Consider the following 14113-nt stretch of genomic DNA (forward strand, 5'->3'; position numbering starts at 1 on the left):
TGCGAGCATGAGCCGCTGTGTATGTGAGCGTTCCGTGTCCGAACTGGCTAAGACCTATGACCCGGTTGGCACGGAAACCCGATGGCAGCGGGCCTGGGAGGACCTGGGGGCGTTCCATCCCGACCCGAAGGCGCCTGGTGAACCCTTCTCGGTGGTGATTCCACCGCCGAACGTGACCGGCAGCCTGCATATGGGCCATGCCTTCAATACGGCCCTGATTGACACGATCGTGCGCTACCAGCGCCTGGCTGGAAAGAACGTGCTCTGCCTGCCGGGCACCGACCACGCCTCGATCGCGGTGCAGACCATCCTCGAGAAGCAGCTCAAGGACGAGGGCAAGACTCGCCACGATCTCGGCCGCGACGCCTTCCTGAAGCGGGCTTGGGAATGGAAGGCTGAAAGCGGCGGACGGATCGTCGGCCAGCTGCGGCGGCTGGGCTATTCCGTTGATTGGAAGCGCCAGCGCTTCACCCTCGATGAGGGGCTGAGTGAGGCGGTGAAGGAGGCCTTCGTGCGCTTGCACGAGCAGGGGCTGATTTACCGCGGTGAATATCTGGTGAACTGGTGCCCCGCCTCGGGCTCGGCGGTGAGCGATCTGGAGGTGGAGATGAAAGAGGTGGACGGCCACCTTTGGCACTTCCGCTATCCGCTCAGCAGCGGCGAGGGGCATCTGGAGGTGGCCACCACCCGGCCCGAAACGATGCTGGGCGACACGGCGGTGGCGGTGAATCCCACAGACGAGCGCTATGCCCATCTGGTGGGCCGGTCCCTCACTCTGCCGTTTGTGGGGCGGGAGATCCCAATTGTGGCCGACGACCACGTGGAGAAGGATTTCGGTACCGGCTGCGTCAAGGTGACGCCGGCCCATGACCCCAACGATTTCGCCATCGGCCAACGCCACGGTCTGCCTCAGATCACGGTGATGCGCAAGAACGGCACCATGAACAAGGAGGCCGGTCAGTTCGAGGGGCTGGATCGCTTCGAGGCTCGCCAGGCGGTGGTGGCAGGGCTCGAGGAATTAGGGCTGCTGGTGAAGGTGGAGGACTATCGCCACAGCGTTCCCTTCTCCGATCGCGGCAAGGTGCCGGTGGAGCCGCTGTTGTCCACCCAGTGGTTCGTGAAGACCGAGCCCTTGGCGGCCCGTTGCCGCGAAGCTCTTGAGACGCAGAATCCCCGCTTTATTCCGGAGCGTTGGGAGAAGGTTTACCGCGACTGGCTCACCGACATTCGCGATTGGTGCATCAGCCGTCAGCTCTGGTGGGGTCATCGCATCCCCGCCTGGTTCGTGATCAGCGAAACCGGCGGTCGATACACCGACAAGACTCCCTATGTGGTGGCACGCAACGAAGCCGAAGCGCTTGAGAAGGCCAAGGCTGAATACGGCTCAGCCGCTGAGATTGAGCAGGACGAAGACGTGCTCGACACCTGGTTCTCTAGTGGTTTGTGGCCCTTTTCGACCTTGGGCTGGCCGGATCTGGACAGTGCAGACCTGCAGCGTTGGTACCCCACCAGCACCCTGGTGACAGGTTTCGACATCATTTTTTTCTGGGTGGCTCGGATGACGATGATGGCTGGCGCCTTCACCGGCGAGATGCCGTTCCAGGAGGTCTATATCCATGGGCTGGTGCGGGACGAGCAGAACCGCAAGATGAGCAAGAGCGCTGGCAACGGCATCGATCCCTTGCTCTTGATCGAGCGTTATGGCACCGATGCTCTGCGCTTTGCCCTGGTGCGGGAAGTGGCGGGTGCCGGACAGGACATTCGCCTCGACTACGACCGGAAGAAAGACACCTCCGCCACGGTGGAGGCCTCGCGCAACTTCGCCAACAAGCTGTGGAACGCCACCCGGTTCGCCTTGATGAATCTGGGCGGTGAGACGCCAACCCTGCTTGGCGATCCCGATCCTGATGCATTGCAGTTGGCGGATCGATGGATCCTGTCCCGGTTGGCGCGGGTGAATCGTGAAACCGCCGTGCGTTATGGCAGCTACGCCCTTGGTGAAGCGGCCAAGGGCTTGTATGAATTTGCCTGGAACGACGTTTGCGACTGGTATCTGGAGCTGAGCAAGCGCCGCTTGAATCCCGGCGAGAGTCCAATGCCGGAAGCCTTGGCTGATCAGCGCACCGCCAAGCAGGTGCTGGCCAAAGTGATCAGCCAAATGCAGCTGATGTTGCATCCGCTGATGCCTCACCTCACCGAAGAGTTGTGGCACAGCGTCACCGCAGCGCCCGAAAGCACTTTTTTGGGGTTGCAGCCCTGGCCGGCGGTGGATGAGGCAGCGCTGGACGATGGTCTTGAGACGTCGTTTGCGGAGTTAATTGCGGCGATCCGGGTGGTGCGCAATCTCAGGGCGGTCGCGGGACTGAAGCCGTCTCAGAGGGTGCCGGTGCGCTTCGTCACCGGCCGTGGTGCGCTGGCGGATGTGCTCACCAAGGGCACAGCCGAGATCACGGCGTTGACGCGAGCCGAGTCGGTGGCGGTGATGTCACTCGCGGAGGCCAATGCCGCACCAGTGGCCAAGGCCCTGGCCGGTGTGAATGGTGAGTTGCAGGTGCTGTTGCCGATCGAGGGACTGGTGGATCTCGATGCGCTCAGAGGTCGGCTCGAGAAGGACATTGCCAAGGCCGAGAAGGAGATCAAGGGCTTGGCTGGCCGACTGGGCAACCCCAACTTTGCTGACAAGGCACCGGCCGCGGTGGTTGAAGCATGCAAGACCAATCTCGCTGAAGCCGAAGCGCAAGCTCAGCTGGCGCGCCAGCGTTTGGCGGATCTTGGTTGAGAGTCAGCGCTCCAGATAAACATCTGCATGGATGCCGCAGGAGTTTTTTTACTGGAGCAACCGTTCCTTGAAGAAGGCAATGATTTCATCGCGTGCCGCCAGGGTCGGTTCCCCGATTTCATCGATGAGATGCGTCGTGACAACACTGTGTGGATGGCCCACCACCTCTTTGGTGAACGGTGGCAGGTCCTTCGTGTTGCCAGCGCTGTCGGGAAGCACGCGGCCAATGAATTGGTCGCCGAGGGCGTCGGAGTAGGCAGCAAACCGTTCAGCCCGACAGAACGAATCACCCTCAAAGCGATAGCCGAGCACGGTGAGCTGATCGGTCTTCATACGCTCGGCGATCGTGCTGATCTCTTCCGTTGAGATGGCGAGTGCAGAGGGATTGTCGAGGGGAAGCGATGGTTCGCACATGACAGGCGCAACCACGGCCGGTTCAAGCATCATCGACAGCGCAAAATTTCCTGTGAAGCACATGCCGACGGCGCCCACACCAGGCCCTCCGCATTCCTGATGGGCCAATTTGGCTAACCCACGCAGCCATGACGTAACAGGACTGGATTCGTTGCTGGCAAAGGCCTTGAATTCATGGCTGATGCAAGCTCTTTCGAAAATCTCCTTGCCTTCTGATCCGCTGGGAATGGCCCCATCCCGCCCGAATAGAGATGGCATGTAAACGGTGAACCCCGCGTCTCTCACCCAGCGGCTGAAGCGTGCCACATGGGGGCTGATCCCTGGGATTTCAGCGATTACAACAACGGCTGGCCCAGTTCCTGAACAAAAGACCCGTTTTGTTGTGGTCTCGAAGGTCATGTTTCTGACCTTGAAATCTTCCAACCCATCAGGCTGGTTCACGTTACGTGGGCTCATCGGATGGGTGGTTGTTGAAGCAAGGGTTTAAGGGGGTTAGGTGTTTTGCTCGATGTTTCCAGCCTGTTAAAGAGTATCTAACCCCAGTTGCGTCCAAATCTTGGCTTGGCGATTTTTTCTGAAGATTTAAAAATGAGAAGCATCTGTGTGTGATCTGCGCAGCCCATGATTTATAGGTGAATGGGGATGTCGTTGGATTTTTGATCTGATTCGGAACCCAAGCCTTTGGATTCCGTTCATCCCCAAGGAATTGAGGATGATCAACGTAAAGGGTCTCTTTATTTTTTGGCGGTGATCTTTTCTCGTGACTAGCATGTGTTCGTAACGCTTGTGTCAATGTGATTTCTGAGCGGAATATTCTGGGTCACGTCTTGCAAGGGCCAGGGCATGACCATCATGATGGCCATTCTTCGTCTGGTGGTCATGATTCAACGTATGAGCCCACTCAGTCGCAGCCAAATTATTTTCAAATCCCCAATTTTAGTAAGGAAGACCGTTACAATCCCAATGCAGCTTATAACTTAGCCCCTGCATATACGTTTCCCAAGGGATTGGCTTTGCCAATCGCTAAGAATTTTGATTACCAATCTTTTATCAAGACAACCTGGGCCAACAATACGGAAACAAATGAGACTGGCCAAGGCCTTCCTCTTTATATTGATCTTCCCAATCTCGCATCAGAGGGTTCCTTCCAATGGGATAGCTTTCCAGCCGGAGAAGCACAGCAATTTTTAACGTTCAGTGTCGACCAAGACACCATCAACGATAAAGACCTCTACAACGGTGAAAACAACGGAGAAACACCAGTTGTTTTAGATGCATTGTCCAGTTCTAAAACTCAGCGTCCATTTACGATCTCACTGACCGTTACTCCATACAACGCAGGCCCGATTCCTCATATTCACTGGGCAGAAGATGAGTGGTTCATTCTCCTTCAGGGTGAGATGGATTCCTGGATCGGAGATCCTTTGGATGAACCCTATGAATTAAACGAATTCCCAGAGGGTTCGGAACCATCAGATGAATATTATTCTGGGAAGGTTATTACATCTGACAATATTGACACGTTCTATTACGGGCATTTGATGCCTGGACAATCTGTTTATCTCCCTCGGGGGCATGCGCACGCCTATCGAAATGCGAGCCCGAGTGGAGATCCATTGGTCTTTTTAACCATTTGGTCTCGCACTCCAGGCTACCCAGAGGGAGGTATTGAAGAATTTTTCACTTTGCCTGATCCAAGGATCGGATATTTCTTTGATACATCGAATGATGCTGCTTCGTTCGGAAATTTGAATAATAAAAATATTGGTAGTGAAACTGGAATTGAGAATCAACAGAGATTTGTTGATTATTTCAATACTTTCCCTGACTATCATGTCGCTATGAGCCGTAACTTTGGCTCATTTGCTGATCCAAATAGTGCAGGAGGAAATTGGAATCCTGAAATTCCTAATGATACTGCTGCGATCAGTACTCCCCCGCCATCCTATTGGTCCAAAACGTCTCAAACGCCCTGGCTAACAGAGGAAGATGATCCTGATTCCTCTCCTTTCTATTTGCCTCCTGCACCCAATGCCCCCTCGGATTATGTAGATTTTTCGACGCCTTTTGATCCAACAGTTGTTCAGACAGCTGAATATACATATGTTGGGCCTAGTTCTAAGAAAGGTAGGCGATCATTTGTCGATAGCTTGGAGCAGCTCCATGATGTGATTTCAACAAGTGATGGAGTGCTGAATTCTTACTTGTTACAGAAATCCTCGCAGAGTACCGACTCTCCTTCTTACGTCATTCAATCTACCTATGAGACTTATTCAGCACTGTCTGCTCTTCAAGATTCCTCTGAGTTTGAAGAAACCGCGAGTGATCTTTTGAAGGTGTCTGAACTTGATGTTGCAAACAATACTGTCAATGCAGATGTAGGGTCCGAAAGTAATGGGCAAGTGTTGGTTGGTGTTGCAAAAGTCAAGCCTCGTCATTTCGAAGAAGCGGTTGCTTTAAGTGCGAATTTTATGGATGCTGTGAACGAGCAAGGCCTTTCTGTGCAATCTGATTTTTATGTTGATTCTAATAATCCCAATACACTTGTTTTTATCGAAAGTTATTCTGGAGGCTCACAGGTCAACCAATATTTAACATCCACTGCTTATAACCAGTTTGCATCCGATTTTGGCCCCATGTTGAAGACTGGTCAACTTGCCAGTCGTGACGTTGTGATTTATCCAGTTAATTCAAATATTTCTCAGTTTTATCCCGAGCAGGTTGCTGGGACAAAACAATTGACGGATATTCTAAAGTCAATGCCAGACTTGATGCTTTCTTTGCAGGTCGATGAAAAATTTGTCATCCCAACCAATCAAACGAAGACGAATGATGTTGGCGGCTATCTGGCGATTAAAGCCAAAGTGCCCTCGCCAGAGAATTTAACTTATGGATATTTGACCTCTGAAGACTCCTCGCCAAAGATTTTATTCGAGCAGCCGAAAGCAATGAAAAATAATCGATTTTTGAAACAAGTTAACCACCGGATGATTCCTTTTATTTCTGGTGATCAGCTTCGATTCTTTGCTTCGGCACAGTCTGCTGCTGATATCACTGATAACGGACTCGTTGAGAGTGAAGCGTTATTTCTCAACCCTGCAGACGCCAAAACCAGTAAAAAGTCTGTCAAGTTTGACGGGTTGACTGTTTCTTTGGATTCACCAACTCAAGGCCTTTCGGAAGTGAGTAGTTCCATCCAGATGGATGCTCCAGGTGTTGTCGATCTCGTGCAGATACCACGGCGAACATTGTCTGGTGAATTCCATCTCCTTGATTCTACTGGAACACATTTACATGATAAAAAAGTTGGTTATGGTCTTTTCGAATTGATCGATCAAAGCGGATCGATTCAGGATCCACTGACAGGCAAATCTATTTCCCCCAATCAATCGAAACGATTTGGTGAGGCTCTGGCTTCTCTGGAAGATCAGGATGCTCTTGCAGAAGCTGATCCTGCTAATCACAAATCATTCAGTGTTGAAGGTGGTGCTTTGTATGCTCCTTACCTCAAGATTAATCGGAAATTTTATACTCCCTTCTCCAAGGAGTTCTCACAGCTTGGCGAGAATTCATTCGCTTTTCAAACCACTGATGAATTGTATATTACATCGATGGATCTTTTGATGAGTGGACAACTCCCAGTTCTTGCTTGAGGTTAATTGCATCAAGCCAAGTGCGATTCACTTGGCTCAAAAGTTTGTTATCAATTGTTGGAGGGAATTATTTGATCTGATGCTGTTCAGATTGCCTGATCTATCTTCGCTGATCACGGCACTGATCTTTTTGGAAAAGCAGGTCATGCTGAGATGGGGTCCATGTAGTGGTGGTGAATCGTTGCTCCTTTGGACCGACAGCTCAGGTCCGTGCGCATTTCTATCCATCGTCCTCATGCATGAATGTCTTGAGAAGTCTGGGTTTTGCCTGGGGTGGATATGTTTTCTAGGCTTTGATTTTGCCTTAGTCTAGGAATTATTGCTAGGCTATAAAGATAGAAGCTTCTTTTTGTTGTGAAAAGTTTTTGGTCGTCGGCTTTGCTTTCAGGATCCCGTTGGAGCAAATATTTATCCCTATCGCTTGTTGCTCTCATCCTTGCCGCTTGCGTGAGCTGGATGCCTGCTCTTTCTGGTCCTTCTGGGGCTGATGCGACTGCTCCCATTCACGTAATTGGCCGTATTCGCCTTGAAATACCAGAGAGTAAGTACGAGGAATATATGCTAAAAACCGACGCTTTATTTTCTTCGACAGCGAAAATTGATCGACCGAAACTCTACACCTGTAGCCGTGATTTGAACGATCCGACTATGTATGTTTGGGACGAGGAATGGTCTAGTTATGATGCTTTGCAGACGCATTTGGCCTCCACGCACTTTAACGATTGGTATTCCTACGTCAAAAAGTATCAGGTTGGTGATTTAAATGTGGTTTATGCGCCGATTTCGGCTTTCAAGACAGTTTGATCTTGACCAGCCTTATACTCACTGAAGTTTGTTTGTTTAAAGCTCGATCATTAAATTAATTCACTGGTTGAGCTTCTAGAGGTTGAATCATCTTGAATTATTCTCTCATTCATTTGAATTAAGCTTGGATTGATGTTGCATATTTTAATCTCGGGTTTCCATGCATTTTTGCTAGGGTTTTAAATTGATTTTTAGTTGAGTTAAATAATGAAATTTGGCTTATTTGCAAGCCAAGAGTTCTATTTTAATTTCTGTGTAGAGAATGTGTTGGTTAAAGTCCTGCCTCTTGGCCTGTTTTGAGGCCATTGGTGAATGGTCTTTCCACTGATCTATGAGGCGGGCAAAAGGTCATCCGTTGCACCGTTAGTCGCGGCCTTGTCTGATTGGTGGCTCGGGATGTGTCCTTGATCAACTGGTTGTTTTCTTGGGCGTGAATTTTGTCTTGTGACCATCGGGTACTTCTGTTGAATTGTTATTGGCTTCAAGTGATCGTTGCTGGTGTTGTCTGTGCATCTTCATCGTGGTTCTTGAAAGCTCGGTGGTCGGGCGTCACTCCCCCTGAACGTCCGTTACTGTTTTGTGTTGAGGCGGCAGAACATGTTGACTCGGTTGCCATGGCATTGATTGATGTCAGAGGTTTAAGCAAGACCTATAAGGTGGCCGATAAGCAACCCGGGTTTGCAGGCACCCTTCGTCATTTCCTGCAGCGTCGTTATCGCGATGTCGCGGCGGTACAGGATGTGTCGTTTCAAATCGCTCCCGGAGAGATGGTTGGTTTCCTCGGTGCGAACGGGGCCGGGAAAACCACCACATTGAAGATGCTTTGCGGCTTGATTTACCCAAGCGATGGTGACGTGCAGGTGGCAGGTCACCGACCGCAGCGGCGCCAGGCCGAGTTTCTGCGTCGTATCACTTTGGTGATGGGCCAGAAGCAGCAACTGATGTGGGATTTGCCGCCGTTGGATTCGCTTCGGGTGAACGCTGCGGTATACGGCATTCCCGATGATGTGGCACGTCGGCGTACCTCTGAATTGGCGGACCTGTTGGAGCTCGGCGAGGAGCTCACCCTGCCGGTCCGCAAGTTGTCTCTTGGGCAGCGGATGAAAGCAGAGCTGCTGGCTGCACTCCTTCATGAGCCGGAGGTGTTGTTTCTCGATGAGCCCACCCTTGGCTTGGATGTGAATGCCCAGTCCCGCGTCCGCCAGTTTCTGGCCGAATACAACAGGCGCACCGGAGCAACGGTGTTGCTGACCAGTCATTACATGGCTGACATCACCGCTCTCTGCCAGCGGGTCTTGCTGATTCATCAAGGGCGTCTGTTCCATGACGGTCCCCTTGAGGTCCTGGCCGATCAGCTGGCGCCGGAGCGAGAGGTCCATCTCGAGCTGGAGCGTCCTGCTCAGTCGGATGCCTTTGAAGGCCTTGGTCGGCTGGAACGGATCGAGGGCTGTGAGGTGCGGCTCCTTGTACCGAGAGATCAGCTCACCATCGTGGTTGCGCAGTTGCTGGAACGTTTTCCTGTCCGGGACCTGGACGTGAAGGACCCACCCATTGAAGAGCTGATTGGCGGTTTGTTCCGCCAGGGGCGCGTCTGATGCGGATCTTCGGGCTGAACCGGCGGATCATCCGCGTGCTGTTGGGCTCCCAGTACGCCCACATGCTCGAGTACCGCGCCGAGATTGCCCTCTGGGCGCTCTCCGGTGTGCTGCCGTTCATCATGCTGAGCGTTTGGAGCGGCAGTGAGGCCCGCCTCGGACTGGGGCTCGATGGGGTGGCGCTTGATCGTTATTTCCTCAGCGCTTTTCTGGTGCGCCAGTTCTCGGTGGTGTGGGTGGTGTATGCCTTCGAGGAAGACGCTCTGCTCGGGCGCCTTTCTCCCTATCTCTTGCAGCCGCTTCATCCGCTCTGGCGCTACGTCGCAGCTCATCTCGGCGAGCAGCTCACACGCTTGCCTTTCGCTGCGCTGATTGCTGCGGTGTTCTTTGTGGCGCAGCCCCAGGCCTTCTGGTTGCCGTCATTGGGCGGGTTCCTGTTGGCTTGGCTCGCTACCTGGTTGGCCTTTGCCATCGCCTTCCTGTTTCAGAGCCTGATCGCCGCTCTCTGCTTCTGGAGCGAGAAGGCCAGCGCCCTGGAGCGGCTCCAGTTCATTCCCTTTGTGTTTCTCTCCGGGTTGCTGGCGCCGCTCACGGCGTTTCCGCCGGGGGTGCGGGCTTTGGCCCAGTGGACCCCCTTCCCTTATTTGATCGACTTTCCAGCTCGATTGCTGGCCGGCCAGCCGGTGGATCTGATCGCGGGCTTCGCGGCGCAACTGGCTTGGGTGGCTCTGTTGCTGCCGCTGGTGCTGCTGCTCTGGCGGGCCGGCGTGCGGCGCTACAGCGCCATGGGGGCCTGATGGGGCGCTACTGGCGAACCTTGCGGCGCTTCTGGAGCACCGCCGTGGCGGTGCAGTTGGAGTACCAGGCCAACGTGTTGATTGAGTTGCTAGCGGTGGCGATGAGCCTCGGCGGCAGCCTGTTTCTGCTCTCGCTGTTCTATGGCCCGGATCAGACCCTGGGTGGCTGGAGCTGGGCCCAGGCTCTGATGGTGCAGGGGCTGTACACCGTGTTCGACGGCATGGCCAGCACCTGGCTGCGCCCGAACCTCGGCGCGATCGTCACCCATGTGCGCGAGGGAACCCTGGATTTCGTGCTGCTCAAACCGATCGACAGCCAGTTCTGGCTGTCACTGCGCACGTTGTCGCCGGGGGGGCTGCCTGAGATCGCTCTGGGGTTCGCGTTGTTGATCTATGGCAGCGTTCAGGCCGGTGTGGTGCTCACCCTGCCCTCCCTGTTCACCGTGCTGGTGATGTTGCTGGCCGGGGGCTTGATCCTCTACTCGCTCTGGTTTCTGATTGCCGCCACCAGCATCTGGTTTGTGAAGACCTGGAATGCCACGGAGGTGTTGCGCGCCCTGCTGGCCTCCGGCCGTTATCCCCTCAACGCCTACCCTCCGGCCTTGCGCCTGCTGTTCACCCTCGTGTTGCCGGTGGCGTTTCTCACCACGGTTCCCGCCCAGGTGCTGCTTGGTGAGGCTGCAGCACCAATGCTGCTGGCGGGCTTGGCGCTGGCGGTGCTGTTCTTTTCGGTGGCGCGTGCCTTCTGGTTGTTTGCCCTGCGGTTTTACACCTCAGCCTCCAGTTGAGTGCAATGCTCCACGCCATGCGTGGGTGAGTTCGCTTGATCTCCTTGGTTCAGCACTGGCTGCCGGATGTGTTGGAGCTTTTGCGCTCCCCTGTCGGAGCACTGCTGTTTGTTCCGCTTTACGCCCTCTGGGTGACGTTGTTGCTGCCGGGGGTGTGGGCGTCGATGCTGGCCGGTGTGCTCTATGGCACTTGGCTTGGCAGTAGCCTGGTGTTCGTTGGGGCCTGCTTGGGGGCGGTGGTGGTGTTTCTGCTGGGGCGTTCGGTGCTGCGTGACTGGGCCCGGCGCCGCTTGGAGCAGCTTCCCAGGCTGCAGGCGGTGGAGCGGGCCGTCAGCAAGGAGGGCCTGAAGCTGGTGTTGCTGACACGCCTCTCGCCTGCCTTTCCCTTCTCGCTGCTCAACCTGGCCTACGGCCTCAGTGAGGTGAGCCTGCGGGACTACAGCATCGGCTTGATCGGCATCCTCCCCGGCACGGTGCTGTTCTGCGGGTTGGGGGCGTTGGCCGGTGATGTGGCCCGTTTCGGTGAGGTGCTGGGGGGTGAGGCTGATGCCGGCACCTGGGCCCTGCGGGTGGCGGGAGTGCTCGCCACGCTGGCGGTGGTCTGGCTGGTGAGCAGGGCTGCCCGGCGGGCCCTTCAGGATGTGGAGACGTCGCTCTGATCGGGATTGGGCAGGCGCCAGTCCCGCAGGGCAGCGATCAGAATGAACCAGGCCAGGCGCGCGCGGGCGGTCGGACCGGTGCGTTGCTGCAGCTCAGCCAACTTGGCCCGTCCGCAGTCGGTCTTGATCCAGCGATGCAGCGCAGGGGTGGGTTGGCTCATGGCTCAAGCATGGCGGTGAGGTCGACTTCGCTGAGCACTGTCACCCCGAGGCTCTCAGCTTTGGTCAGTTTGCTGCCGGCGGCCTCGCCCGCCACCAGATAGTCGGTCTTCTTGCTGACGCTGCCAATCACCTTGCCGCCGGCCGCCTCGATCAGCGCTTTTGCGTCGCTGCGGCTCAGGTTGGGGAGCGTGCCTGTGAGCACCAGGGTCTTGCCCTGCAGCATGCCGTTGGCATTAGCTCCGGCTTGGCTCGCGGCCTCCTGCTCGGCTGCACTGGCTTCCAGGGAGAGGCCGACGCCGCGCAGATCCTGAAGCAACTGATTGTTGGCGGGGTTGTGGAGCCATTGTCCAAGGCTGGCGCTGATTTCCGGGCCGATGCCATGCAGTTCGGCAATCTGCTCCGGGGCCTCCAGAGCTGCTGCCGCGAGGCTGTCGATGCTGAAGAACTCGGCAGCGAGCGCCTTGGCAATGACCTCGCCGATGTGCCGGATCCCGAGGCCGTAGAGCTGCCGGTGCCACGGCTGCTTTTTGGAGGCCTCCAGGGCCTCCACCAGGTTGGTGGCCGACTTGTCCCCCATGCGATCCAGGCTGGCGAGCAGGGCCGCATCCAGGCGGTAGAGATCGGCCAGCGAGCCCACCAGGCCGCGGTCCACCAGTTGTTCGATCAACTTGCTGCCGAGGCCATCCACATCCAGGGCGCCCTTGCTCACCCAGTGGCGCAGGCCACCCCGAAGGATCGCCGGGCAGCTGCTGTTCACGCAGCGGGTGGCGGCTTCGTCGCCCTCCCGCACCAGGCTGGAGCCGCATTCGGGGCAGTGCTGCGGCAGTTGCACCGGGGTGGCGTCGCTGGGCCTGAGCTCGGGCAGCACCCGCACCACTTCGGGAATGATTTCGCCGGCTTTGCGCACCACGATGGTGTCGCCCAGATGCAGATCCAGTTCAGCGATCCGATCGGCATTGTGCAGGGTGGCGCGGCTGACGCTGGTGCCGGCCAGGGCCACCGCTTCGAATTCAGCGACAGGGGTGACGGCACCGGTGCGGCCCACCTGCGCCCCCACCCTCAGCAGACGGGTGGGGGCTTCTTCAGCGGGGTATTTGAGGGCGATCGCCCAGCGCGGTGCCTTCTGGGTGAAGCCGGCTTCGTCCTGCAGCAGCAGGTCGTTCAGCTTCACCACCACGCCGTCGGTGGCGTAGGGGAGGTCATGGCGACCCTGCTCCCAGTGGTCGCAGAAGCTCTGGATGGCGGCCAGGTCGGCACAGAGCTCCCGGTTCGGGTTCACGCGGAAACCGGCCGTGTTCAGCCACTCCAGAGCTGCCCATTGGCTGGGAGGTTGGGCGTCAACCGGTAAATGCAGGGTGTAGGCGAAGAAGTCGAGCCGGCGGGCGGCCACCACCTTCGGATCGAGCTGCCGCAGGGTGCCGGCGCAGGCGTTGCGGGGATTGGCGAACAAGGCTTCGCCCCGTTGCTCGCGTTCAGCATTGATCACCGCGAAGGTGGCATCGGGGATGAACGCCTCGCCCCTCACCTCCACCCATTCCGGTGGGTTGTCGATCTGTAGGCGAAGCGGAATGGAGCTGATCGTGCGCACATTGGCGGTGATCTCTTCACCGCGCGTGCCATCGCCACGGGTGGCGGCCCGCTCCAGCACCCCGTTGCGGTAGCTCAGGGCGAGGGCGTTGCCATCAATTTTTAGTTCCCCCACCAGGGGCAGCTGGGTGTCGCCCGGGCGGTCCAGCACCTTGAGCAGCCGCTCGTGCCATGCGAGGAGATCCCCTCGCGTGAAGGCGTTATCGAGGCTGAGCAGCCCGATGCGGTGGTCAACGCTGGTGAACCCTTCCGCAGGAGCACCTCCCACCCGCTGGGTGGGGCTATCGCTGCTCCGCAGGCGTGGTTCTGCTGATTCCAGCTGGACGAGCTCCTGGTAAAGCCTGTCGTAGACTGGGTCTTCCAGGATCGGTTGGTCGAGAACGTAATAGGCGTGCGCAGCCCTGTTGAGCAGACCGCGTAATTCAGCCGCCCGCTCACTCTGATCAGGCATTGACCCGATTGATGCGGGCAATCCTCCAATCGTCCTCCACTTTGGTGAAGGTGAAATCGAGGGGAAGTTCGTCGTTGTTCTCAGCCTTCAGTTTCACCGTGAGGATCACGTTCCCTTCTTGAATGCGCGGACGACCGGATTTGAGATTGCGGTATTTGTTCAGGCGCAATCCAGCCAGAAAGCGGATGAACTGCTGGCGGTTCACGTGCTGTCGGTAGGTCTTGGTGGTGAGCAGATAGGCCGCGTCGATTCGGCCGGCTGCCACCTGGGTGAAAAACTGTTTGATCAGCGGGTTGATCCCGCGTGCGCTGAGGATCAGCTTCACTGCCGTGAAGGTCCAGTAGAGAAGCAGAGCGCCTCCGCCGGCCAGCAGTGCCTTGCTGCCGATCTCGCGCACCAGACCCAGTTCCATCAGCTGTCTTCA

Annotated in this window: 11 protein-coding genes; 7 read left to right on the top strand and 4 right to left on the bottom strand. The window is 56.3% G+C overall.

Annotation, left to right across the window (positions count from 1 at the left end; translation table 11 throughout):
- The first annotated feature begins 34 nt into the window (after window positions 1-34).
- Window positions 35-2779: a valine--tRNA ligase gene (locus tag SIB64_RS02595; protein WP_413441774.1), complete on the top strand. Its 2745-nt coding sequence runs from the start codon at window positions 35-37 to the stop codon at window positions 2777-2779.
- 48 nt (window positions 2780-2827) lie between these two features.
- Here SIB64_RS02595 and SIB64_RS02600 read toward each other — a convergent pair whose 3' ends face one another.
- The gene (locus SIB64_RS02600; protein WP_413441775.1) at window positions 2828-3649 is read right to left on the bottom strand and encodes a dienelactone hydrolase family protein; all 822 of its coding nucleotides are present in this window, start codon (window positions 3647-3649) and stop codon (window positions 2828-2830) included.
- Between the two features lie 371 nt (window positions 3650-4020).
- Between SIB64_RS02600 and SIB64_RS02605 the strand changes: the two genes are divergently transcribed.
- The 6 genes from SIB64_RS02605 to SIB64_RS02630 all read left to right on the top strand — a co-directional run bounded on the left by SIB64_RS02605 (window position 4021) and on the right by SIB64_RS02630 (window position 11489).
- On the top strand, window positions 4021-6846 hold the full coding sequence (locus tag SIB64_RS02605; RefSeq protein WP_413441776.1) for a hypothetical protein: 2826 nt from the start codon (window positions 4021-4023) through the stop codon (window positions 6844-6846).
- Window positions 6847-7302: 456 nt separating this feature from the next.
- Window positions 7303-7650, top strand: a complete 348-nt coding sequence (locus SIB64_RS02610) for a putative quinol monooxygenase (protein WP_413442839.1) — start codon at window positions 7303-7305, stop codon at window positions 7648-7650.
- Between the two features lie 620 nt (window positions 7651-8270).
- Complete coding sequence (locus SIB64_RS02615; RefSeq protein ID WP_413442840.1) at window positions 8271-9245, top strand: ATP-binding cassette domain-containing protein; 975 nt, start codon at window positions 8271-8273, stop codon at window positions 9243-9245.
- The gene (locus tag SIB64_RS02620; protein WP_413441777.1) at window positions 9245-10042 is read left to right on the top strand and encodes an ABC transporter permease; all 798 of its coding nucleotides are present in this window, start codon (window positions 9245-9247) and stop codon (window positions 10040-10042) included. Before SIB64_RS02615 ends, SIB64_RS02620 begins: the two co-directional genes overlap by 1 nt.
- Entirely contained in the window at window positions 10042-10830 is a 789-nt protein-coding gene (locus SIB64_RS02625; protein WP_413442841.1) for an ABC transporter permease, read from the top strand. The genes SIB64_RS02620 and SIB64_RS02625 overlap by 1 nt, the downstream gene beginning before the upstream one ends.
- A 35-nt stretch (window positions 10831-10865) precedes the next feature.
- The gene (locus SIB64_RS02630; protein WP_413441778.1) at window positions 10866-11489 is read left to right on the top strand and encodes a TVP38/TMEM64 family protein; all 624 of its coding nucleotides are present in this window, start codon (window positions 10866-10868) and stop codon (window positions 11487-11489) included.
- Here SIB64_RS02630 and SIB64_RS02635 read toward each other — a convergent pair.
- Genes SIB64_RS02635 through SIB64_RS02645 form a run of 3 tightly spaced genes read right to left on the bottom strand, consistent with a single transcriptional unit; the run spans window position 11465 to window position 14101 of the window.
- Window positions 11465-11650 carry a hypothetical protein gene (locus SIB64_RS02635; RefSeq protein WP_413441779.1) on the bottom strand — a complete coding sequence of 62 codons (186 nt, stop codon included), beginning with the start codon at window positions 11648-11650 and terminating at the stop codon, window positions 11465-11467. The genes SIB64_RS02630 and SIB64_RS02635 overlap by 25 nt on opposite strands.
- Complete coding sequence (gene ligA, locus SIB64_RS02640; protein WP_413441780.1) at window positions 11647-13689, bottom strand: NAD-dependent DNA ligase LigA; 2043 nt, start codon at window positions 13687-13689, stop codon at window positions 11647-11649. Before ligA ends, SIB64_RS02635 begins: the two co-directional genes overlap by 4 nt.
- Window positions 13682-14101, bottom strand: coding sequence for a hypothetical protein (locus tag SIB64_RS02645; protein ID WP_413441781.1), 420 nt, complete (start codon window positions 14099-14101; stop codon window positions 13682-13684). The genes ligA and SIB64_RS02645 overlap by 8 nt, the downstream gene beginning before the upstream one ends.
- Window positions 14102-14113 lie beyond the last annotated feature (12 nt).

Source organism: Synechococcus sp. MIT S1220, from assembly GCF_047303025.1.
Taxonomy (GTDB): domain Bacteria; phylum Cyanobacteriota; class Cyanobacteriia; order PCC-6307; family Cyanobiaceae; genus Parasynechococcus.

What these genes read in the sequence shown, in the direction of transcription:
- SIB64_RS02600 (WP_413441775.1), bottom strand. Translation starts at nt 3,649, where the DNA reads ATGAGCCCACGTAACGTGAACCAGCCTGATGGGTTGGAAGATTTCAAG.
- SIB64_RS02610 (WP_413442839.1), top strand. Translation starts at nt 7,303, where the DNA reads ATGCCTGCTCTTTCTGGTCCTTCTGGGGCTGATGCGACTGCTCCCATT.
- SIB64_RS02620 (WP_413441777.1), top strand. Translation starts at nt 9,245, where the DNA reads ATGCGGATCTTCGGGCTGAACCGGCGGATCATCCGCGTGCTGTTGGGC.
- SIB64_RS02625 (WP_413442841.1), top strand. Translation starts at nt 10,042, where the DNA reads ATGGGGCGCTACTGGCGAACCTTGCGGCGCTTCTGGAGCACCGCCGTG.
- SIB64_RS02635 (WP_413441779.1), bottom strand. Translation starts at nt 11,650, where the DNA reads ATGAGCCAACCCACCCCTGCGCTGCATCGCTGGATCAAGACCGACTGC.
- ligA (WP_413441780.1), bottom strand. Translation starts at nt 13,689, where the DNA reads ATGCCTGATCAGAGTGAGCGGGCGGCTGAATTACGCGGTCTGCTCAAC.
- SIB64_RS02645 (WP_413441781.1), bottom strand. Translation starts at nt 14,101, where the DNA reads ATGGAACTGGGTCTGGTGCGCGAGATCGGCAGCAAGGCACTGCTGGCC.